Annotated in this window: 23 protein-coding genes and 1 tRNA gene; 14 read left to right on the top strand and 10 right to left on the bottom strand. The window is 68.1% G+C overall.

From position 1 onward, the window contains the following. Together OG394_RS25835 and OG394_RS25830 are read right to left on the bottom strand one after the other, a co-directional pair. Positions 1 to 486 carry an FHA domain-containing protein FhaB/FipA gene (locus OG394_RS25835; RefSeq protein WP_328989663.1) on the bottom strand — a complete coding sequence of 162 codons (486 nt, stop codon included), beginning with the start codon at positions 484 to 486 and terminating at the stop codon, positions 1 to 3. Between the two features lie 10 nt (positions 487 to 496). Further along, complete coding sequence (locus tag OG394_RS25830; protein WP_328989662.1) at positions 497 to 1,303, bottom strand: DUF3662 and FHA domain-containing protein; 807 nt, start codon at positions 1,301 to 1,303, stop codon at positions 497 to 499. 231 nt (positions 1,304 to 1,534) lie between these two features. Here OG394_RS25830 and OG394_RS25825 point away from each other — a divergent pair. Continuing rightward, positions 1,535 to 1,617 (top strand) — tRNA-Leu (locus OG394_RS25825). Positions 1,618 to 1,769: 152 nt separating this feature from the next. On the opposite strand, the gene OG394_RS25820 is transcribed toward OG394_RS25825, so the two are convergent. Together OG394_RS25820 and OG394_RS25815 are read right to left on the bottom strand one after the other, a co-directional pair. Beyond that, a complete protein-coding gene (locus OG394_RS25820) occupies positions 1,770 to 2,378 on the bottom strand; it encodes a histidine phosphatase family protein (RefSeq protein ID WP_328989661.1) in 609 nt (202 codons plus the stop codon). Positions 2,379 to 2,401: 23 nt separating this feature from the next. Beyond that, entirely contained in the window at positions 2,402 to 3,835 is a 1,434-nt protein-coding gene (locus tag OG394_RS25815) for a PEP/pyruvate-binding domain-containing protein (protein WP_328989660.1), read from the bottom strand. 57 nt (positions 3,836 to 3,892) lie between these two features. Between OG394_RS25815 and OG394_RS25810 the strand changes: the two genes are divergently transcribed. After that, positions 3,893 to 4,288: a hypothetical protein gene (locus OG394_RS25810; RefSeq protein WP_328989659.1), complete on the top strand. Its 396-nt coding sequence runs from the start codon at positions 3,893 to 3,895 to the stop codon at positions 4,286 to 4,288. Then, positions 4,285 to 4,920 carry a transcriptional regulator gene (locus tag OG394_RS25805; RefSeq protein ID WP_328989658.1) on the top strand — a complete coding sequence of 212 codons (636 nt, stop codon included), beginning with the start codon at positions 4,285 to 4,287 and terminating at the stop codon, positions 4,918 to 4,920. Before OG394_RS25810 ends, OG394_RS25805 begins: the two co-directional genes overlap by 4 nt. An 83-nt stretch (positions 4,921 to 5,003) precedes the next feature. Here the strand turns inward: OG394_RS25805 and OG394_RS25800 are convergent, their stop codons facing one another. Next, the gene (locus tag OG394_RS25800; protein WP_328989657.1) at positions 5,004 to 5,321 is read right to left on the bottom strand and encodes a hypothetical protein; all 318 of its coding nucleotides are present in this window, start codon (positions 5,319 to 5,321) and stop codon (positions 5,004 to 5,006) included. A gap of 69 nt (positions 5,322 to 5,390) precedes the next feature. On the opposite strand from OG394_RS25800, the gene OG394_RS25795 reads away from it, so the two are divergent. Beyond that, a complete protein-coding gene (locus OG394_RS25795) occupies positions 5,391 to 5,783 on the top strand; it encodes a RidA family protein (protein ID WP_328989656.1) in 393 nt (130 codons plus the stop codon). Here the strand turns inward: OG394_RS25795 and OG394_RS25790 are convergent. Continuing rightward, positions 5,780 to 6,001 carry a hypothetical protein gene (locus OG394_RS25790; protein WP_328989655.1) on the bottom strand — a complete coding sequence of 74 codons (222 nt, stop codon included), beginning with the start codon at positions 5,999 to 6,001 and terminating at the stop codon, positions 5,780 to 5,782. The two genes, OG394_RS25795 and OG394_RS25790, sit on opposite strands and share 4 nt — an antisense overlap. Positions 6,002 to 6,190: 189 nt before the next feature. Further along, positions 6,191 to 6,682, bottom strand: a complete 492-nt coding sequence (locus tag OG394_RS25785; RefSeq protein ID WP_328989654.1) for a S26 family signal peptidase — start codon at positions 6,680 to 6,682, stop codon at positions 6,191 to 6,193. Positions 6,683 to 6,964: 282 nt separating this feature from the next. Here OG394_RS25785 and OG394_RS25780 point away from each other — a divergent pair, with 282 nt between their 5' ends. The 4 genes from OG394_RS25780 (at position 6,965) to OG394_RS25765 (ending at position 10,139) form a co-directional block, all read left to right on the top strand. Beyond that, positions 6,965 to 7,156, top strand: a complete 192-nt coding sequence (locus OG394_RS25780; RefSeq protein WP_328989653.1) for a hypothetical protein — start codon at positions 6,965 to 6,967, stop codon at positions 7,154 to 7,156. Positions 7,157 to 7,226: 70 nt separating this feature from the next. Beyond that, positions 7,227 to 7,784, top strand: coding sequence for a MauE/DoxX family redox-associated membrane protein (locus tag OG394_RS25775; RefSeq protein ID WP_328989652.1), 558 nt, complete (start codon positions 7,227 to 7,229; stop codon positions 7,782 to 7,784). A 13-nt stretch (positions 7,785 to 7,797) separates the two neighbouring features. Then, entirely contained in the window at positions 7,798 to 8,316 is a 519-nt protein-coding gene (locus OG394_RS25770; RefSeq protein ID WP_328989651.1) for a TlpA family protein disulfide reductase, read from the top strand. Beyond that, complete coding sequence (locus OG394_RS25765; protein WP_328989650.1) at positions 8,313 to 10,139, top strand: ABC transporter ATP-binding protein; 1,827 nt, start codon at positions 8,313 to 8,315, stop codon at positions 10,137 to 10,139. Before OG394_RS25770 ends, OG394_RS25765 begins: the two co-directional genes overlap by 4 nt. On the opposite strand, the gene OG394_RS25760 is transcribed toward OG394_RS25765, so the two are convergent. Continuing rightward, positions 10,126 to 10,536, bottom strand: a complete 411-nt coding sequence (locus OG394_RS25760; protein ID WP_328989649.1) for a nuclear transport factor 2 family protein — start codon at positions 10,534 to 10,536, stop codon at positions 10,126 to 10,128. The genes OG394_RS25765 and OG394_RS25760 overlap by 14 nt on opposite strands. A gap of 113 nt (positions 10,537 to 10,649) precedes the next feature. On the opposite strand from OG394_RS25760, the gene OG394_RS25755 reads away from it, so the two are divergent. Next, positions 10,650 to 11,621: a helix-turn-helix domain-containing protein gene (locus tag OG394_RS25755; protein WP_328989648.1), complete on the top strand. Its 972-nt coding sequence runs from the start codon at positions 10,650 to 10,652 to the stop codon at positions 11,619 to 11,621. Positions 11,622 to 11,645: 24 nt separating this feature from the next. Here OG394_RS25755 and OG394_RS25750 read toward each other — a convergent pair whose 3' ends face one another. Continuing rightward, positions 11,646 to 15,302, bottom strand: coding sequence for a S8 family serine peptidase (locus tag OG394_RS25750; protein WP_328989647.1), 3,657 nt, complete (start codon positions 15,300 to 15,302; stop codon positions 11,646 to 11,648). Between the two features lie 169 nt (positions 15,303 to 15,471). Here OG394_RS25750 and OG394_RS25745 point away from each other — a divergent pair, with 169 nt between their 5' ends. From OG394_RS25745 to OG394_RS25725, 5 genes are all read left to right on the top strand, one after another. After that, positions 15,472 to 16,257: a PrsW family intramembrane metalloprotease gene (locus tag OG394_RS25745; protein WP_328989646.1), complete on the top strand. Its 786-nt coding sequence runs from the start codon at positions 15,472 to 15,474 to the stop codon at positions 16,255 to 16,257. 27 nt (positions 16,258 to 16,284) lie between these two features. Beyond that, the gene (locus OG394_RS25740) at positions 16,285 to 17,058 is read left to right on the top strand and encodes an IclR family transcriptional regulator (protein ID WP_328989645.1); all 774 of its coding nucleotides are present in this window, start codon (positions 16,285 to 16,287) and stop codon (positions 17,056 to 17,058) included. A 4-nt stretch (positions 17,059 to 17,062) separates the two neighbouring features. Then, entirely contained in the window at positions 17,063 to 18,025 is a 963-nt protein-coding gene (locus OG394_RS25735) for a helix-turn-helix transcriptional regulator (protein ID WP_328989644.1), read from the top strand. A 161-nt stretch (positions 18,026 to 18,186) separates the two neighbouring features. Next, a complete protein-coding gene (locus tag OG394_RS25730) occupies positions 18,187 to 18,897 on the top strand; it encodes a cutinase family protein (protein ID WP_328989642.1) in 711 nt (236 codons plus the stop codon). Next, complete coding sequence (locus OG394_RS25725; RefSeq protein WP_328989641.1) at positions 18,894 to 20,006, top strand: DUF4185 domain-containing protein; 1,113 nt, start codon at positions 18,894 to 18,896, stop codon at positions 20,004 to 20,006. The genes OG394_RS25730 and OG394_RS25725 overlap by 4 nt, the downstream gene beginning before the upstream one ends. Before the next feature lie 3 nt (positions 20,007 to 20,009). Here OG394_RS25725 and OG394_RS25720 read toward each other — a convergent pair whose 3' ends face one another. Next, positions 20,010 to 21,275, bottom strand: coding sequence for a GDSL-type esterase/lipase family protein (locus OG394_RS25720; protein ID WP_328989640.1), 1,266 nt, complete (start codon positions 21,273 to 21,275; stop codon positions 20,010 to 20,012). Positions 21,276 to 21,307 lie beyond the last annotated feature (32 nt).

Below are 21,307 nucleotides of genomic sequence, written 5' to 3'. Positions count from 1 at the left end.
CTACTTCGTGATGTTCAGCGTCGTACGGCCGATGCGGATCGAGCCGCCGATTTCGGCCGGGACGGGCCTGGTCACGCGCTGGCCGTCCAGGTAGGTCCCGTTGGTGGAACCCAGGTCCTCCACCCACCACTCACCCTCGGACTGGAACACCCGGGCGTGCCTGGTGGAGGAGTAGTCGTCGTCGAGCCGGATCTGGCAGTCCGAGCCACGGCCGATGACCACCGGTTCCGCGGTCAGGGTGGCGCCGACACCGGCTTGGGGGCCGTCGGCGATGGTCAGCTTGCCGGGGGCGCCACGCTTCTTCTTCGAGGCCTTGGCCGCCTTGGGTTGTTTCGCGGCGGCCATCGGCGCGGCCGGAGCCACGGCGCGGGCGTCGACCTTCGCGCCGAACAGGTCGGAGCGGATCACCGACAGCACCGACAGCACGAACATCCAGAGCAGGGCGAGAAAACCCAGCTTGATCAGGGTGAGAGTGAGTTCCGACATTTTCGCCCGCTCACCGCCAGTTGCTGGGCGGCTGGGCTATCGGCTCGTCGGCGAGGCGCAACGTCATCTCGGTGTTCCCGATCCTCACTGTCGATCCGTCCGTCAGCTCCGCTTCGGCGGTGCGGTGGCCGTTCACCAGGGTTCCGTTCGTCGAGCCGAGATCGACCATGACCACCCGGATCCCCTGCGGGCCTTCGGGCATCAGCCGGATCTCCGCGTGCCGCCGGGAAACCCCAGGGTCGTTGATCTGGATGTCCGCGTCGGTACCCCGGCCGATCACCACGCCCGGTGGGTTCACCGGCCGGCGGCGGCCGTTCACCTCCAGCATCACCTGGGGGGTGCCGGTACGTGGTCGGGCCGCGGGAGGTGGAGTTTGCACGGGCACACTCTGCAACACCGTCTGGCCATCGTTGGGCATCGGCTGGGGGCGCTGCGGCCGTTGCGGGGTCGCGACGGTCGCGCTGCGGACCCGGAACTTGCCCGTGGGCAGGTCGTCGTGGCCGGTCAGCTCGAGCTCGATCGGCCCGGAGAACGTGTATCGCTGGATGTCGGCGTGCTCGCGGAGTTCATTGGCCAGCTCGTGGTTGAGCGTGCGCCCGTAGGCACTCAGTCGCTCGTGGTCACCACGGCTCAGCTCGACGGTGAAGTGGTTCGGCACCAGCCGCCGGTCCCTGGACAGGATCCTCGCGGTGTTGTCGATCTCACGCTTGAGTGCGGCAGCCAGTTCGATCGGCTCCACATCACCCTTGAACGCGCGCGCGAAGACGCCGCTGACGATGCCCTCGAGGCGTCGCTCGAAGCGCTGCAGCCCTCGCACGGGTCCTCCTTCACGGTTCGATCGCCGGTTGGCTCAACGATCCTTCCTGCCGCACGGCGCCTCCGAGAGGCTCGCCGTACGCAGCCCGCCGATGCCCGGCGGCCACACACATACGACGATCGATCGTATCGGGATGTTCGACCCAACCCGCAATGTCAGACTTCCGGATGACCCGTGCTAACCTTTCGTCTCGGTTGGCGAAGGGCGATTTACCGCCCGGAAACGACCAGCGCGCGAGTGGCGGAATGGCAGACGCGCACGGTTCAGGTCCGTGTGCCCGAAAGGGCGTGGGGGTTCAACTCCCCCCTCGCGCACAGCATCTGCAAATGCCGGAGTGATCCGGCACAGGAGCGGTTCCAGATTCTGGAGCCGCTCTTTCTGTTTGTACTCACGTCTCGTTGTAACACAGCTCACTACGGCCTGGGCTTTGCAGGGGTTCAATCGGGGCCTACGTCATGGTCGGGCTTCATGGGCGGGCGGAGCGGAATCCGGTCCAGCGCAGGTCTGCGGGCAGGTGGCTCAGGTCGTTGAACATGACGATTCCGGGCGGCAGGCCGGGTCGGTATTCGATCATGGTGAGGCCGGTGTTGGCGCTGTCGAGGCCGAGCCATCGGGCTGGCGGGGCGTCGAGGGCGTGGCGTACGAGCCAGGCGATCGGGTAGGCGTGAGTGATCAGGACTTCGTGGGTGTCGCGGTCTGGCGCGGCAGCGTCGGGGATGGTCGCGAATCGGGCGATCAGGCTCTCGGCGATCTTGTGGCCGGTCTCGGCTTCGTCGGTGTCGTAGCCGTCGAAGAACGGTATCCACGATGGAGGTGTCTCGGCGGGGGTGGGGACGTGGGGGACGTGGTCGATGAGCTCGGCGGCTTCGGCCACGGCGGTGTGCGGCGGCAGGTGCCGGGCGAGTTCGTGCGCGCTGGCTGCGGCGCGCGGTAGCGGGGAGTGCCAGACGGCGTCGATCGGGAGGCGCGCGAGGCGTTCGCCCAGCAGGGTGGCTTGTTGCCGTCCGGTGTCGGTGAGCTCGCCGAACGGGTCGGCGTCGCCGTGGCGTGCGATGTAGAGGTGTCGGATTGCCATCGGAGGCGTGGGTTCCTTTCGCGTCAGGTGTCTGGTGTTGTGACGGTGCCGGTGGTGCCGTCGATCGTGATGAGGGCGCTGTCGTGGATCGTTGCCGTGGCGTCCGGGAGGCCAACGACGGCGGGGATGCGAAGTTCGCGCGCGACGATCGCGGCGTGTGAGAGCACGCCTCCGGTGTCGGTGACCACGCCTGCGGCGATGCGGAGCAAGGGCGTCCAGGCCGGGTCGGTATAGGGACAGACGAGGATGTCGCCCGGACGGACACGAGGGAAGTCGGCCGGGCCTCTGACGATCCGTGCGGTTCCGGTCGCGATCCCTTGGCTGGCGGGTGTCCCGGCCAGCAATGTGGGCGATGCGACCGGAGCGTCGGCCGGTGCCGGTGGGGGCGTGGCGGTGATCGGCCGTGCCTGTAGAAGCCAGATGCGCTCGCCGGCGATCGCCCACTCGATGTCCTGCGACCCGCCAAGCAGAGCAGCCGCCTCCTGTCCGAGCGAGACGAGCCGCGCGACGGTAGCAGCGTCGAGCGTCGGCCGGTCGCGATCGACAGCGGGTACGTCGCGAGTGACGAGCCCGCTGGCGAACTGTGCGCTGCTGCTGCCGCGGCTGCCGTCGCCGCTGCCGCTGCCGCTGCTGCCGCTGTCGCCGTCGCCGTCGGGGTCGCGGTCGCCGTGGCCGTGGCCGTCGCGGTCGAGGCGGGTCCGCTTGTCCGAGATGGTGCGGGTGATCGACCCGTCCGCGGCGACACGGTAGGCGTCGGGGGTGACCATGCCCTCGACGACGCTGGGGCCGAGGCCCCACGACGCCTCGATCTCGCTGGTGCCTTCCGGGCCGGCGGAGGTGAACATCACCCCGGAGACCTCGGCGTCCACGAGGCGCTGGACGAGGACGGCCATCATCACCGGATCATCGCGCAACTGATCCGTGCCAGGATCGTTCCGGTAGGCGATCGCGCGCGACGAGTGGAGCGATCCCCAGCAGGTCCGCACCGCGCTCGCGACGTCCGCGACGCCGCGCACCGCGAGCACACTTTCGTGCTGACCGGCGCCCGACGCGTGAACGGTGTCCTCACTGTTCGCTGACGACCGCACCGCGACCGGCACGTCGCCGAGTCCGCCCAGCGCGCGTGCGAGCGAGTCGAGGAGCCCTGCCGGGAGCGGGCGCATCGCGATCTCCCGCCTGGCCGCGTCGAGCATGTCGGCTCCAACGCCGGGCCTGTCGGCTCCAATGCCGAGCCTGTCGGCCCCAACGCCGGGCCTGTCGGCCTCGCCGCTGAGCCTGTCGGATCCGACGCTGAGCCTGTCGGCCCCGACGTCGAGACCGCGAGCGGCCGCGGGATAGGCGTCGAATGGGATGACGAATCCGTCGGGCACCGGCAGTCCTGCGCGTAACAGCGCACCGAGCGTGCCTGCCTTGCCGCCGCTGGTGTTCGCGACCGCGTCCCTGAGCGGAATGATCATCCTAGAATCCTTCAACAAAATGTTGACAACATTTTGTTGATTCTGCATGATCGTCGGATGGCACGCAAGCACGACGTCGCGAAGGCTGCGAACACCGATCACGCCCAAGCACGACGCGAGCAGGAGGCGAGTGAGCACCTCCTCGAGCTCGGAGCCGACGAGCTCGACGCCCGACCGTGGCGCCCAGCGCCTGTCCCGCCGTCGGCGGTCGACCTGGCCCACTTCGCACTCTGGCGCTCTACCGACCTGGCTCCCGAGGGCGTCCTGAGTGCACTCGCGCTCCTGCCTGCCGCGCGCGCCGAGGTTGATGGGCTCGAAACCGGCCTCCTGTTCACCGCCCGCAGTGCCGGCCTGACCTGGGCGCAGATCGCGGAAGCGATGGGATTCAACTCCCCCCAGGCCTGCCAACAGCACTTCAACCGGCTCACCGCCAGGAAGAGCACCCACTCATGACGCAGGACTCGCCGCCCGAGCTCCTGACCCTGCACGCCGTCCGCATCAGCGGGTTCGCCGACACCCCCGTGATCGCTCGCCGCTTCAGGCTCGACCCGGCCGAGACGGCAGAGACCCTGAGCGATGCCGAGGCGTACGGCTGGGTGACGCACGCCGCCTTCGCCGGTCTCGAGGGCTGGTCACTGACCGAGTCGGGACGTACGGAGAACGAACGCCAGCTCGCAGCCGAACTCGTCTCCACCGGCGGCGCGGCGGAAGTCCGCGAGGTCTACCGCGACTTCCTCCCGCTGAATGCCCGCCTCCAGCAGGCCTGCACCGACTGGCAACTCCGCCCTGTTCCCGGCGACCGGCTCGCCGCCAACGACCACACCGACGCGGCCTGGGACGCCGCCGTCCTCGACGAGCTCACCGCCATCGACCACGCCCTCGCCCCAATCGCCGGCCGCCTCGACGTCCTCCTGGCCCGCTTCGGTGGATACGACTCACGATTCACCGCAGCCCTGCATCGCGCCAAAGCAGGCGGCAACGGATGGGTCGACCGCACCGACATCGATTCATGTCACCGCGTCTGGTTCGAACTCCACGAAGACCTCATCGCCACCCTCGGCCTCGACCGCGGTACAGAACCCTGACCGTCTCTGCAGCACCGACCGGCGCCCAGAAGAGCTCAGCCAACTAGTCGCGCCGCCGCGGTCAGCCAACTAGTCAGCCGCGGTCAGGCTTGGCCGGTTTCCAGGCGGGCGATGGTGGTGTGGTCGGGCGTGAGGGTGAAGTGCCAGCGGGTGCGCATCTCGCCCCAGGTGTTGTTGCGGAAGCGAGCGATAAGGGAGAGGCCGCCGTCGGTCGCGGATTCGACCTCCATCCGCCCGTCCGCGGTGAAGATCTCGCGATCGATCCAGGCCTGGAGGTCCCGGTCGGTGCCGTCGTCGGACATCGTGGCGTCCGGGGTCAGGACCGCGAGGAAGCGGGCCCGATCGCCCGCGTTGATAGCGTCGATCAGTTCTCGCACGGCCGGTTCGGTCACGCCGTTCATCAGCTGTCTCCTCGAAGCAGAGGTGAAAACCCGGTGTCAGGGCTGGTTTGACCGTGATAGCACGACAGCATGAGCGAACTGCGTACGACACCGATCGACCCGGCCGCCGCACCGGAGGCGTCGGGCGGATATGCCCAGGGCGTCGCGGTGGATGGAGCGCAGCGGCTGCTGTTCATCAGCGGGCAGATCCCGGTCGATCGCGCGGGAAATACGCCCGACGACTTCGAGGCGCAGGCGCGGCTGGTGTGGGCGAACCTGCTTGCCACGCTCGCCGAGGCCGATCTCAAGGTGGAGAACCTCGTGAAGGTCACGACCTATCTGTCCTCACGGGAGTACGCCGCGGCCAATTCCGCCGTACGACGTGAGGTCCTCGGGGCGCATCGGCCGGCCTTGACCGTCGTACTGGCCGGGATATTCGACGAGGCGTGGTTGCTGGAGATCGAGGCGATCGCCGCCGGTTAGTCGCCCTCGTCCGTGTGTTGCGGACGGCGTGCCCTCGCGGGGTTGCCGGCGCGGATAGCCGGGGCGACGCGGCCGCGGTGCCGCCCCTGCCGGCTGAGGGACCCGGCCGCCCCGCGCGGCGTACCGCGGTGTGGGGCGGTGCGATGGTTCACGATCAGCCAGCCGGTGAGGACGGCCAGACCGATCACGGTGATGCTCACGACCACGGTGGTGCCCATTTCTCTCCTCGTCGTCGGCAGGGACGGCTGCCAGGTACACGACAAGGGACGGCACGTTGATGCTTTCGTGACGCCGATCCGCAAAGAAGGCCGCAAAGACGCCTCGAAACGCCTCAAAGACGGCCAGACGCAAAGACGTCAGACGCAAAGACGGTCAGACGCTGCGGGGAGATCAGGCGCTGCGGAAGATCAGCCCAGGCGGCGGATGACCAGGCCGAGGACGCGCTCGGCCGGGACGAAGCCGACCTGGCGCGAGTCGTAGCTCTGACCCGGGTTGTCGCCGACCACGAGCAACCGCCCGGGCGGCACCACCGTTCCCGCGGGCACGCGCCCGGCGGCTGAGGCCGGTACGGCGTCACCGGGCTGGGCGGCGACGCGTTTGACGATCCACCGGCGGCTCATCTCCCGCGGCCCGGCCGGCGGCGTCTGCCACGGCGGCGGAACCGGGCTGCCGTCGTCGGCCTCGCGGACCAGGACACCGGCGGGATACGGCGCTTCCAGTACGACGACGTCGCCGAGCCGCAGCGGGCGGCGCGGCCGTCGCCAAGCGAGTAGCCGATCGCCGTCGGCCAGAGCCGGTTCCATACTCCGCCCGGCCACCGTGACCAAGGCCAGCCGCCTACTCGCAATGAATAAACCGGCCGTTGTCAAGGCGAGTGCCGCGATTCCTGCTTTGACCATGGCAATACCCTACCCCGCTATTTCAAAACTTGGCCGACCGAGGAATTCCGTTCCTTTAAATTTCGACGACCCGGGCCTTCCGGACCAGACCAGAAGCCTTGTTTTACAAGCGATTCCATCAGCATCCGGCGATCAGGCGTCAACACCACGTGATCGGCAAGAACCGGACAGCAATTCGCGAGTCTGGATCTGGCCAGATATTGATGCGAATTCCTCTCGCTACTACCCGCCCGCGAAAGTAATGTCCTGCCAACTCATCCGCCTCGGTAGGAAGGAATCACCATGATCAAGGCATTCCAGCACGTCGGTGACCGGATCGTCGGTCGTCTCATTCCGGAGGTCACGGCAGAGGCCGGTGTGCAGGACTACCAGGTTTCGTGCGGCTGCTTCTGGGACCAGCCCGGCTGGGTCCGGAAGGTCAAGAACTGCGCGAACGGCTACTGCGGCGCCTGCTACATCGTCGGTGGCTGCTGACCCGAGCTAGCCCAAGCTGACGGCGGTGCCGGTGGACGCGCCGGCACCGCCTACCTGACGAAGGATGGCGATGCTCTACCTCTTGCTCAGTTGCTGCCTCGGCCTCGCCTTCGTTTTCGGATTGTCCGCGGCAAGTAAGGCCGGACGGAGGGCGTTCCAGGACTTTGCAGCCTCAGCAGGTCCACTGGAGGTCCTCCCCAAGGCTCTACGCGTTCCGGCGGCGAGAGCCGTCGTAGCTGCCGAGGGCGTCATCACGGTCGCGCTGGTGGTCGGAGCTGGTGCAGCGCTTACCAAGACCCTCGAGCCTGTGGCGGTGCTCGGGTTCGCCTTGGCTGTGCTGCTCCTGCTGGCGTTCACCGGCGCGATCGTGGTGACACTGCGCCGAGGAGTCCGCAAGGCCTGCAAGTGCTTTGGCGCCAGCTCTACCCCGCTAGGCCGCGCTCACGTCGTACGGAACGTGCTCCTGTTGGCCCTAGCCGTCGCAGGACTAGTAGCGACCACCAGCCCCAACACCACGGTTGAACCCGCAGGGGTGGCTATGGCGGTTGTAGCCGGATTGATCACCGGGTTGCTCATCACGCGATTCGACGACCTCATCGACCTGTTCAGCCCATTGGAAGTCAACTAAGAAGGAGAAGGCCTTGGTCATCCTGACGATCGCGGTCGTTCTGGTCGGAGCGGTGGTACTGCTCGACCTGGTGGTCACCCTCGGCCTGGTCAAACGCCTGCGGTCCCACGCCGAACTGCTCAACAAGCTGGCCAAGGGACAGCCGATGGACGCGGGCGCGCTGCCGGTCGGTACGCCGATCGCGCCGTTCACCGCCACCACGACCGACGGCCTCGAGGTCTCGCCCAGCGGCGGCACCGTGCTCGGGTTCTTCTCGACCCGGTGCGACACGTGCGCGGAGAGTCTGCCCGGTTTCCTGACGTACGCCGAACCGCTCGGCCGGGAGCGCGTCCTCGCGATCGCGCACGGCGACGAGCCTGCCCTGGCCGAACTGGTGGAGCGGTTGTCGAAGGTCGCCCAGGTGGTGATCGAGGAGGAGGACGGAGCCATCACTCGCGCGGTCGGAGTCCGCGGCCTGCCGACGATCGCCGTACTCGATGACAACCTGCGGGTGGTGTCGAGCGGGTTCCAGGCCGGCCAACTGACGGCATGAGCATGCGCTCGGGGGCGGCCGCCTCGCTCGCACTGGCCTGGCGAGCGGCGCCCGCGGCATTCGCGGGGTACGTGCTCGCGAGTGTCGGCGGCGGCCTCGCGCCAGTGGCGACGGCCTGGCTGATGAAGCTGGTGCTGGACCGCCTAGCCGACGGTGGTGGGCAGCTCGTCCTGCTCGCCATCGGCCTCGCGGCGGCCGGGCTCGCGGTCGCCGTGCTGACCGAGCTCGGCCGGTACCTCTCGGCGGAGGTCTCCCGCCGGGTCACGGTACTTTCCCGGGATCGCCTGTACGAGGCGACCGACCGGATGACCGGCCTCGCGAAACTGGAGGACCCGGCCTTCCGCGACCGGCTCCGGATGGGCGAACAGCACAGCCAGTCGGGACCGGTGATCATCCTCGACGCGTTGATCGGCGGCCTGCAGTCGATGCTGACGCTGGCCGGTTTCGTGGTCACGCTGCTTGCAATCAGCCCGTGGATGGCGGTCGTCGTACTGGCCGCGTCGGTGCCCGGCCTGTACGCCGAGGTGCAGATCAGCCGTCGCCGGGCCGAGATGATGACAGGTCTGAGCCCCACCGAGCGGCGGCAGTTCTTCTACTCCGAGCTGATGACTGGCCTCGAAGCAGCGAAGGAGATCCGCCTCCTCGGCCTCGGTCGGCTCCTGCGGTTGCGAATGCTGACGGAGCTCCGCAAGGCCAACGCGGCCAAGCGGCGAATCGACCGCCGGGATCTGCTGGTGCAGGGGTTGCTCGCGGCACTCGGTGCGGTCATCGCCGGCGCCGGATTGATCTGGGCGATCGTTGCTGCGGGCAATGGCCGGATCAGCCTTGGCGATGTCGCGGTGTTCGTCGCCGCGGTGACGGGCGTGCAAGTGGCGTTGTCCGCGCTGATCAACCGGCTGGGGATGGCGCACAACGCGCTGCTGATGTTCACGCACTACCAGGCGGTGACGAGTGAGCCCGCTGGGCTGCCGGCGGCGGCTGAGCCGGTCGCGGTGCTGGAGTTGCGGCATGGGATCGAGTTCCGCGATGTCTGGTTCCGGTACAGCGACGACCACCCGTGGGCGCTGGCCGGGGTCGACCTGTTCATTCCGTTCGGGCAGTCGCTCGCGTTGGTCGGGCACAACGGCGCGGGCAAGAGCACGTTGGTCAAACTGCTCTGCCGGTTCTACGACCCGACCAAGGGCGCGGTGTTGTGGGACGGCGTCGATCTGCGCGCCTTCGAGGTGACCGAATTGCGGCGCCGGATCGGGGCGGTCTTCCAGGACTTCATGTGTTACGAGCTGAGCGCCGCCGAGAACATCGCCTTCGGTGAGGTCGACGGCGCCGACGACCTGCTGCCGGACAGTCAGGGACGATCCGAGGCCGCGGCCGATCGCGCGGGCATCGCCAAAGCCCTCGAGGAACTACCCCGCGGGTACGACACGATGCTGTCGCGGATGTTCTTCGACCACGCCGACAAGGACGACCCGGCCACGGGGGTGCTGCTCTCCGGCGGCCAGTGGCAACGGGTGGCGCTGGCCCGGGCCTTCCTGCGGGACCGCCGCGACCTGTTGATCCTCGACGAACCGACCTCCGGCCTCGACGCCGAGGCGGAGCACGAGATCCACACCAGCCTCGCCACTCATCGCGAAGGCCGAACCAGCGTCCTCATCTCGCACCGCCTCGGCGCCGTACGGGACGCCGATCGCATCGCCGTCCTGGTCGACGGCCGCGTCGCCGAACTCGGCAGCCACCAAACCCTCGTCACGACCGGTGGTACCTACGCCCGCCTTTTCGAACTCCAGGCCCAGGGCTACGCCGGGGAAGAGGTCATCCCAAGCTGAGCCGATCGGTCCGCGCGGGGACGCGCTCGACCAGGTCCTCCCGGCCGGCCGGCGGCTCATACGGCTCCGGCCAGAAGTCGGTCACTCGCGCGATCACGCCGTCGGTCAGCTGGAAGAAGGCGATGCCGACCAGGTCCTGCTCGTCCAGGCGGAGGTTGAAGGTCGCCGCCGCCGTGTCACCGTCCGCCAGCAGCCTGGTGACCTCGAGCGTCCAGTCCCCCGGATACTCCGCGTTGAACCTGACGAACTTCTCCCGGCCCGAGATCCGCTCGTTGGTCTGCGGCAGCTCATACTCGACGTCCTCGGTCAGGACGGCCGCGAAAGACGTCCAGTCCCGCTTGATCAGACTGTCCAGATACTGCTGAATCGCGGCTCGAGTCCGCTCGCTCTCACTCATTCGCCAGACGCTAACCGGGGCCACCGACATTTCGCGATAGTCCGAAAAAGGTTCGGACATGGCTGACTGTGCAGCTATGTTGAGGTCCATTCGCTGTCAGAGGGGTAACGGGCATGCACGAGCTGCTTCAGCCGCGTGAGGAGCAGACCTACCGGCTGCTGATCGGGATGGCCGCGGCCCGGGTCCGGGACCTGGCCGACGTGGCCAGGCTGACCGAGGCCGAGGCGAGCGAGGTGCTCGACCGGTTGCAGACGCTGGGCCTGGTCACGGTCCAACTCGGCGATGACCCGGTGTTCCGGCCGCTGCCGCCCGATGTCGCGCTCGGTACGACGCTGCTGCAGCGCCAGGAGTGGCTCGAGACCGCGCGTCAGACCGTAGCCGCGTTGAGCGAGGAGTACCGGGCAGGCGCTCGCCGGCGGGATGCCGACCACCTGGTCGAGGTCATCGTCGGCGCGGCCACGCTGCGCGAGCGCCTCCGCCAAGTGCAGAACTCGGCGCGCAAGGAGATCCTCTGGTTCTGCCGGGCGAACCCGCTCGCGATGCAGGGCGCCGACAACACCGAGGAGTACGCCGCGCTGAACCGTGGCGTGCGTTATCGCTCGATCTACGAGCGGGCCCTGCTCGAGACGCCGGGTGAACTCGACAGCATCGCGGAGGGCGTGAGTTGGGGCGAGGAGGCCCGGACGTTGCCGACGCTGCCGGTCCGGCTGGCCATCATCGATCGCGAGACGGCGATCTGCCCACTGGTCCGGACCGACGAGCAGGGCATCGGTGAACCGACCGCCGCGGTGATCGGCCGGAGCCAACTGCTCGATGCCTTGCTGGCGTTGTTCGAGAGCCACTGGGAGCTCGCGACGCCGGTGCGGTCGCATGCGGGTCCAGACGAAGTAAAGGCAGACCTGGACGACTCTGAGCGTCTACTGCTCTCACTAGTCGTCGCAGGTCTGCCTGATAAGTCCATCGCGACCCAACTCGGTATCAGTCGCCGTACGGTCCAGCGCCGGCTAGACCGGCTCATGGATCTTGCGGCCGTCGATACCCGCACTGGCCTCGCCTTCCAGGCCGCCCGCCGCGGCTGGATCTAGACGCGGCGGACGGACCTGCAAGAACTACCGACGGTTGTACGCGTTCACAACCGTCTGCTCGACCCGGTTGCCCGCACCATCGCTGGCAGTCACCCGAAGCGAGACGGTGCCGTGACCGCTCGGGATCAACGCCAGCTGGCCGACGACTACCGCCCGGCGCCAGGTCGTCCCCTGGTCAGTAGAGATCTCCGCCTTCAGAGACGTGCCGCGCGGTGCCGCGTGCCCGTCCTGGTGCCGCAGTCCGAACCGGACCACATGCGGCAGAGAAGTCGCCTTCCCATCCAGCCCAACCGGCACGTCGTAGTCGACCTGCAGCAGGCTCAACGGCGTCGCCTTGTCCACCGGCTGCCGAGCCGACCGGAAGTCCCAGACGGTCTTGGTCGAAGTACCGAGCGTCCACTCCTCGTCATCCCGCTGCGTCGACAACTCCAGCCGGTACGACGCGTCGCCGCCTGACGTGGTGATGTCCTGACGAGCGTCGGGTAGTTCGGCCAGCAGCTGACCGTTCCGCCAGAGCTTCGCCGACGAGTCCGCGCCCAGCGAGTAGTGCCCGGCCTTGTCGACGAACTCCGCCACTCGCAGCTTCAGCAGATCGCCGGAACGAGCCGACACCAGACCCGGCACACCGCGCGGTGAGGCCGGACGGACGACCGGACCGAACCACGTCTCGCCCGACGTACCCGGGCGGTAGCTGCGCGGCGCCTCGGTCATGCCACCGTTCAGCGGACCCATCTCGTCCCACGTGAACGCGTGGTGGACCCGGTGCTGCCACAACGAGTCGCCGGTCGACACCCACTCCTCGCGGACCTTGGGCGTCTGGATATACCGCTGCTTGTCGTTCCAGGAGTACGTCTGCCACGGGCGCCACCCGAACCGCTGCTCCTTCGCCCAGCCGAAGCCACCGTTGTCGGCGTACCCGGTGGTGATCCGCATGCTGTTCTCCGGCGTCACCTTGTGCACGATCTGCGCCGGCACCTGCCCGGTCGAGACCTGCTGCACGTCGTACAGGTAGGGGCTCGACGTCGTCAGCGTCAGGTCGATCTTCGCGCCGGCCTGCTTGCCCTTGGCAATGAGCTGCTGCCCGGTGGCCTGCGTGGTGACCATGGCCGGGATCGGCTCGCGGTCACCGGTCGGACGCCAGACCGTCCACGGCAGCCGGTCCAGCGGCCGCAGCAGGATCACGCCCAGGCCACCAGCGTTCGCGACGGCCTCGACGAACTTGCTCTCCTCCCAGTCTTCCCCCGGGTCGAGCACGGCCACCGCGCCACGGACCCGGCTCAGGTCGGTCGGCGTCGCGGCGACCAACGGGAAGCGGCGGGTGCCTTCGAACGACGGCGACCGGTGCAGCAGCTTCATGTCCGGCAGCGGATTCGGCAGCCCCTTCACGGACGCCTGGACCAGCGGCGCGACCAGTTGCCAGCGCGAGGAGAACTCGAACCGGCCCTCCGTCACCGGCGCCGTGGGCGTCACCCGGACCTCGCTGACAGTGCTGAAGTGCATCACGCCATGGCTGATGGTCCGGCCGTTCCCGAGCTCGCGGTGCGTGTAGTAGCTGAGCACCGCCTGCTGTTCGGACGGCTTGGGCGTCTGGATCCGGATCGGCACGGCCTTCCGGGCGTCCAGCACCACCTCCATGTCGCGATCCACCTTGAGCGACGGGTCGACGTACAGGCCAGCGGCCTCGCGCTGGACCCCGGGGATGTCGATCAGGCCCTGTACGAAGTACGTGCCCTCCTCGACGTTGAACGTGCGGCTGCCACCGTCAGGCAACCACCACAGCATGTCCGAGCGTGGGTTCTCGCCGAACAGGCTGAACGTCGGTACGCCGGTGGGCGTGCCGTCCGCGCCGATCGCCCGCACGGTGACCTGGTGCGTCGGACCTTGGCGGAGAGCGCCGACCGCGGTCTTGGCGACGACGCCGTTGGTGCCGGTGGCAACGAGCCAGCCGCTGTGCAGACCGCGCGCGATCTTGGTGGGATCAACTGCGACCTGTACGTCGACGGAGCCCTTGGCGGGCACGGTGATACTTCCCGGCGCGGTGATGCCGTCTGTCTCGGGCTGGCGGGAGGTGAGGTTCTGGACCTCCACCTTGAGCTGGAGCGTCACCGCCGACGTGGTGTCGTTGGTGTAGGTGACAGTCCGTTCCAGCGGGCTCTCGCCGTCGAGCAGTGCGAAGTCGGCCACGCTCGTCGCGTAGACCTGCTGCGCGAGCGCCTTGGCCACGTCGGCACGACCCACGCCTTGGGCGTAGACGGACAACGCCGGGTTGGACTTCGCCGTACTGACCAGCGCGTCCTTCAACCGGGTGGCGGACCAGTCCGGGTGCGCGTTCTTCAGCAGTACGGCGGCGCCGGCCACGTGCGGCGCGGCCATCGACGTACCGGAAGCGGCGGTGTAGAGCGCGTCGATCGGTGTGCCCATCGCGGTGCCGGCAGCCCGGGCCGCGACGATATCCACACCCGGTGCGGTGATCTCAGGCTTCAAGCCCTCGTCACCCACACGCGGTCCGCGGCTGGAGAAGTCGGCCAGGCTCTCGTCCCGGTCGACCGCGCCGACCGTGAGCGCGGAACGGGCCGCTCCGGGCGTACCGATCGTGCCGTCGGCGCCCTCGTTGCCGGCCGAGATGACGAACAGCGTGCCCGAGCTCGCGGTCAGCCGGTCGACCGCCGCGCTCATCGGGTCCGTGCCGTCGGTCGCGCTGCCGCCGAGGCTCATGTTCACGACCGCGGCGCCTTGGCCCGCGGCCCATTCCATGCCCTCGATGATCCAGGACTCCTGGCCGTAGCCGTCATCCCCGAGCACCTTGCCGATCAGCAGGCCTGCCTTCGGGGCGACACCCTTGCGCAGGCCGTTCGAGCCGGCGCCGGTACCGGCGATCGTCGCGGCCACGTGGGTGCCGTGGCCGAAGTGGTCGCTGATATCGGTGCTGCCGGAGAAGTCGCGGGACTGCTCGACCTTGCCCGACACGTCCGGGTGGTTCGCGTCGATCCCGGTGTCGAGCACCGCGACCTTCACGCCTTCGCCCTGGAAGCCGGACTGCCAGACCGCGGGTGCGCCGATCTGCGCGACACTGCGGTCGAGCACCGCCTCCACCTTGCCGTCGAGCCAGATCTTGTCGATCCCGGAACCGGCGAGAGTGGTCATCTGGCCGGTGGGTGCGAGAGTCTGCCAGAGGCCGCGCAGCGAGGTCTTGCTCGCGCTGATGGCGGCACCACCGATGCTGTCCAGCGGCTTGGTGGTCGTCGTACCGGCGAGGGCCTGCGACCTCGCGCCTGAGTACCGAACGATGAGGGGAAGGCTCGTCGCGGTCTGGTCGCCGAAGCCGTCGGCGATCAGCTCTTCGACGTCGAACAGGTCCGCGTCGAGGACGCCCGCGGACAGCAGCGGGACGACGTCACTCGGCAGGACCCGGAGGCCGCCGTCGACCTCGATGGTCTGGAAGGCGATGTGCTCGCGCCCATCGGCCGGCCGGACCGTGGCGGCGCGCTTGCCGGCACCGGCCTCGGTCACCTCGACCACATCACCGGTGATCAACGTGACGGCCTGGCTGTTACCGGGCTTGGGTTCAGGGGTTGGGGCGCTGGGGTTGGCACTGGCAGGCTGCAGCGGGATCGCCGCGGCAAGCGCCAGCACCGTCGCCAGCGCCAGTGCGGACACCGGGCGGCGTGGGGGCATGGTCATGGGTGGAACTCCTTCGGACCGAAAAGCCGGAAGACCTCCCCGTGAGTGTGCAATCCCGGCCCGCCGTCGCGCCCTGTCCATCAACGCCGCCTCTGTGCCATGGCACAAGCACGACAGTCATCCGGCGTGGATGGTGCGCGGGTGGTCACCCGCGGTGCAGGATCGGCCCATGAGTGCACAGCAGATCGCGCGGCGGTGGGCCTGGCTCGGAACATTCGCGATCGGCGCCGGGCTCTATCTGCTGGTGCTCGGCGTGCTCCGCGACACCGGCAACCCGAACCTGTTCCCGACCATGATCCTGCTCGGCGCCCTGGTCGTGCCGCTGACCTTCGTCACCTTCGCGGCCGGCCGATCCGGCAACTGGCTGATCGACGGCCCCACGCTCGGCGGTTGCCTGCTCTTCGGTGGGGTGGTCGGCGTGGTCGTCGCCGGACTGCTCGAGTACGACACGATGCGCCGCCTCGGCACCGTCCCGATGGTCGCGGTCGGGCTGATCGAGGAGGCGGCCAAGCTGGTCGTACCGATCGTGCTGGTGGTGTTCGCGCACCGCCGGTACCAGTCGATCGGAACGGGCATCGTGATCGGTGTTGCCGTCGGCACCGGCTTCGCCGTACTGGAGACGATGGGCTACGCGTTCGTCGCGCTGATCCAGTCCGGCGGCAACGTCGGGGCCGCCGAGGAGACGCTGCTGGTTCGAGGGCTGCTCTCACCCGCAGGGCATGCCGCTTGGACTGGTCTGAGCTGCTGGGGTCTGTGGTGGCTTGCGTCATCGCCAAGCGGCAAGAGGTTTGTGCACTTCCTGTTGATGTACACGTTGGCAGTAGCGCTTCACACCGCCTGGGACGGCATTGGCGGCTGGATCACCTACGCGATCGTCGGAGCGATCAGTATCGGCCTACTGCTCGTCGGTCTGCGTAAGGCCCAGCGCCTCGATAACCGTGTTCCCGCCTTATAGTGGGGGCCGCCGACCAGGGGGTCCCGTATGAGTTCAGCCGACGTCACCCCGGTGAAATCTGCCGAGCGCACGGTGCACATTCTCGAGACGCTGGCAGCCTCGCCGGTGAAGCTCACGCTGGCCCAGTTGCAAGAACGCATGGGCTATCCGCGGTCCAGCCTGCACGCGCTGATCCGGACTCTCCGCGAGCTCAAGTGGATCGAGGCCGACGAGTCCGGTTCGGCCTTCGGGATCGGCCCCCAAGCACTCGTAGCCGGTACGTCGTACCTGGAGCGTGATCCGGCGCTCGACCTCGGCACGCAGACGCTGGAGGACCTCCGCGCGGAGATCGGCTGTACGGCGCACTACGCCCGCCGGGACGACGCGGACGTGCTCTACCTGGCCAGTCGCGAAGCCCGGACGTCGACCCGGATGGTCTCGCGCGTCGGCCGCAAACTACCCGCCTCGGTCACTGCGCTCGGCCAAGTGCTCCTGGCGCAGTTGACGCCCGCAGAGCTCGACAAACTCCTCCCAGCCGAGCTGCCGGCACTGACGCCCGCAAGCATCACCAGCAAGCCCGAGCTGTACGCCGAACTCGAGGCCATCCGTAGCCGCGGCTGGTCCCTGGAGAAGGAACAAGGCACTCCCGGCATCGCGTGTATCGCTGTCGCCGTGGAGTACCGCATACCCGCCACTGATGCCGTGAGCTGCTCGTTCTCGGCAGAGAAGGCCACGGATGCAGAGGTCGAGCGAATCGCGTCAGCCCTGGTGAGACATGTGTCAGGGCTGGGGACGACCTTGCGACGTCGCGGTATTCGCTGAAGCCATGGACGTCCTGTCGGCTGATACCCCGCAGGGCAGGGTCTACCGCGCACTGATCGCCCATCCCCGCAGCACAGTCCCCGAGCTCGCAGACCTGACCGGTATGACGCCGGACGAGGTGGAGCGACTGCTGGTCGAGCTGTCCGAGGCTGAAGCCGTCACCAAGGCCGGAGCCGGTTGGGACGCGCAGAGGCCGGACCTACTGGTTGCGGCCGCACTGCTGGAGGAAGACCGTCGCAGGATGTTGTTGCGGCAGACCGAGGCTGAGTTGGCTGAGATCTACCGGTTCGCCAGACGCGAGCATGGCGGGTATGCCGCGGTAGAGGTGCTGGACGAGACAGCGGTCGTGTTCGAGCACTACCGGCGGTTCCAGACCGGTGCACGGCAGCAGGTCCGCAATCTCGACCGCCCGCCGTATTTCTGGGACGAAGAGGAGCTCGCCGGCCAGGAGAAACTCCAGATCGAGCGGATGGCCGCGGGCATCCGCTATCGCACGATCTACCAGGAGTCCGCTCAGGACTCTCCCCGGCGCAGCGCGGGCATGATGCGAACAGTGGCCAGCGGCGAACGCGCCCGCGTCATGGTCGATCCACCGATCAAGCTGGCCATCTCGGACGACCGGATCGGCCTGCTGCCGATGGAGACGCTCATCGAGGGCAATGCCGACTCCCTGGTCACTCTGCTGATCCACGCGTCAGGTCTGCTCACCGCGCTCAGCAACATCTTCGAATCCCTGTGGCGGTTGGCAGTGCCAGTCACGACCGAAGGCTTCAGGCGACCGATCGACGAGCGGGACCGGGAGATCCTCACGCTGATGGCGAGTGGCGCCACCGATGACGCGATCGCCCGGCACCTCGGCATGTCCCGGCGAACCGTCGTACGACGCGCAGCCTCGCTCCTCGAACGCCTCGGCGCTACAACGCGATTCCAGGCCGGCGTACAGGCTTCTCGGCGCGGCTGGCTCTGAGCTATTCGACGTACATCGAATAGCTGTGTCGCATCTGGGACATGGTCCCAACTGGGCCTGGTGAATCGGCCCGACCTGCCTGGCCCTTTCGCGCCGTCGCTGCAAGATTCGTGATCGCCCGGTGACACGTCGTCACCGCTCGACGATCAAGGGGATCACTTGTGAGGAAGCGCCTAGTCGTAGTTCTGGCCCTCGTGGCCGCCGCCATCACGCCTCAACCCGCGGCGGCGGAGACGGCATGCCCGGAGATCCAGGTCATCGGCGTGCCAGGCACGCACTACCACCTGAGCTTCCCGCCGCCCGGTCTGCCGAGGGTGGACTTCAACCAGCCCGGCGCGATGATCACCAACGTCAAGGAGAAGCTCGCGCCGGAGGCGCGTATCGCCTACGAGCAGGTGGCCTATCCGGCGGATATCAGCGTCGCCATGTCATACCGCGACTCGACTCGCTGGGGTGCGACCGTCGCCAAACGCCGGATCGCCGAGATCGCCGCGCGCTGCGGTCAGACCCGCTTCGCGATCATCGGCTACTCCCAAGGCGCCGCGATCGCCGGCGACGTGCTGCACGACATCGGCGCGGGCCTGGTACGGCGTTACGCGGGCACGGCGAACCTCACCTTCATCGAGACCGTGATCCGCGCACTGGTTGCCAACGGCATCGACTTGCAGAAGTGGGCGCAGTACGTCGACGAGCCGAACCCCGCCGTACTGCTGGCGAAAGTGGCCGGCACCACCCGGCAGGTCGAGGCCTACAACCGCCTAGGCACGCATGGCTTCTACAACGACCTGCGACTCGATATCGGCGGCAAGACCGCCACGGAGATCGCGGCTGACCGTATTCGCAATGAACTCTCCCCGGAGGACCTGTCATGACTCTGAATCGACGCGCGTTGCTCGGCTCGGTGGCCGCTGGAGGTTTGGCCGCGGCCGTCGTACCCGGGCTGGTGCTGCCCGGGCAGGTGCAGGCCGCGACCTGGAAGAAACGCCTGACCGGGGCAGACCTCGATACAAACCACCGCTGGCAAGTGGCCGGCACGGATCTCGGCATTCCGTACGTGCTGGAGAACGGGTCCATCGGCTACCTCTTCGGCGACACCTTCAACACGCCCTGGCCGGAACAGCCCAACAACGATTGGCGATCGCCGGTGATGCTGCGGTCTGCCGTCCACCCGGGTGCGGCCGGTGGCGTGGTGTTCGACAGTGCGGCGAAGGTGGCCGGCGACGGCAGAGCGCCCGAGCTGATGCACAACGGCCACAACGGCATCGGGATCGACGGCCTCTGGGAGGTGACGGTCATCCCCAACGACGGCATCAGCTTCCCGGAGACCGGTGACCAGCTCATCTCGTACATGAGCATCGAGAACTGGGACTCGGCCGGCCCGAACGGCCCACAGTGGAAGTCGCGCTACGCCGGTCTCGCGATCTCGAACAACGGCAACGACTTCACCCGTACGTCGCTCAAGTGGTGGAACTCCGGCGACAACAAAGACCCGTTCCAGATGTGGACCATGCAACGCGATGGCGACTGGGTCTACGTGTTCTCGGTGCGAGCGGGGCGCCAGGACGGGCCGATGATGTTGCGCCGGGTGTTGTGGGATCGCCTGTTCGACCAGAACGCCTACGAAGGCTGGGGCTGGAACGGCAGCAACTGGGGCTGGGGCCGCCCGTGCACGCCGATCCTCAACGGCCGCTTCGGTGAGCCTTCGGTCCGCAGGCTGAGCGACGGCAAGTGGGTGATGGCGTACCTGAACTGCGCCACCGGCAACATCGTCACCCGCACCGCCAACGGCCCGGACCAGGCCTGGACGCCGGAGAAGGTCCAGGTCACGTCGTGGCAAGAGCCCGCGCTGTACGGCGGCTTCATCCACCCTTGGTCGACCAGCGCAGCCAACGACCTCCACCTACTCGTCTCCAAGTGGACCCGCAACGCCCAGAACCAGAGCACCGCCTACCACGTCAGCCAATTCGTTGGCACGGTCTGAGCGCTATCGGAACAGGTTGGTGTTGATCGCGGCGGCCATGGCGGCGTGGCCGGCCGCGTTCGGGTGATAGCAGTCGGACTTGAAGGCAGGACGGAACACCTTCGGATCAGCCGGATCACGGACGGCGGCGTCGAAGTCGATCAGCCCGTCGAAGATCCGGCTGGTCCGGATGAACTCGTTCACCGCGAGGCGATTGGTCTCGCGGAAACTGCCGGCCGCGTTGCACATCGGCATCAGCGTCGCGCCGATCACCTTCAGCCCGCGCGCGTGACTGCGATCGACGACCTCGCGCAAGGCGGCGATCACCTGCGACGCGGGCGCCGGCGGAGCGGCCTGCCCACCACCGAGGTCGTTCGTGCCTTCGAGCAGGATCACGTATTCCGCTCCGGCGACGCTGAACACGTCCCGCGGCAGGCGATCGACCGCGGGCGGACCGCAGCACTGGCCGGTCGGGTCGTACGGATTGGTCTGCCGGCTGACGGTATTGCCGGAGATACCCGCGTTCGCGACGGCGAGCTGCCGCCCGGGACTGCGCTCGTTCAGCTCGCGCGCCAGCAGATCGGTCCACCGGTCACCACCACCGGTCGCGGCATGGCCCGAGGTGTTCGAATCACCGAGCGCCACGATGGTGCCGTTCGCGGCTGATCGCGCGTCGACCACGTCCGACCACCAGAACTGGCCGGGGTGGTAGCCGGGCGACGTGTTCTGCCCGACATTCGCCTCCGGGTATGCCGTATCGCCTGGCTCACCGGTGTGATCGCCCGCGAGCGAGAGGAAGCTGGCCGGCGGGTTCGGCGCCGGCGGCGGGAAGACCTGGTCGTTGATCGGAGCACCCGGCGCGTAGAGGCTGATCGCGAGGTTCTGCTGGGCGCGGACGCGAAGCGCGATCGGGTCGCTGTACGTCGATTCGCCCGGGTCGAGCGTGATCGAGCGGCGGCCGTGGAACGTCAATACCCGCAGCGTTCCAGCCACCAGGTCCGCCTCGCCGACGCGCGCCTGTAACCCGGCCGAAGCGGCCCGCAACACGAGCGCGCGATCGCCGTACGGGTTGCCGATCCGGATCCGCAGGGAGGTCGCGTCGACGGAGGCGCGGGCGATATTGCGCACGGTCGTGTCCGGCGAGGTGCCGTTCAACCCGCGCAGACTGCCGCTCCAGATGGCGACCCGCCCGGCGGTATCCGGTTGTGGCGGCGCCGACGCGACGGCTGGTGGGGTGACACCCGTAACGAGCAGGATGCTGGCCAGGCCCAATAGCAGGGGTCGTCTCACGGCACCGTCCTCACTGACTCACATCTGTGAAC

Source organism: Kribbella sp. NBC_01245 (assembly GCF_036226525.1).
Classification (GTDB): Bacteria; Actinomycetota; Actinomycetes; order Propionibacteriales; family Kribbellaceae; genus Kribbella.
Note: the sequence above shows the minus strand (reverse complement) of the source record. Positions and strands in the feature narration are given on the sequence as shown.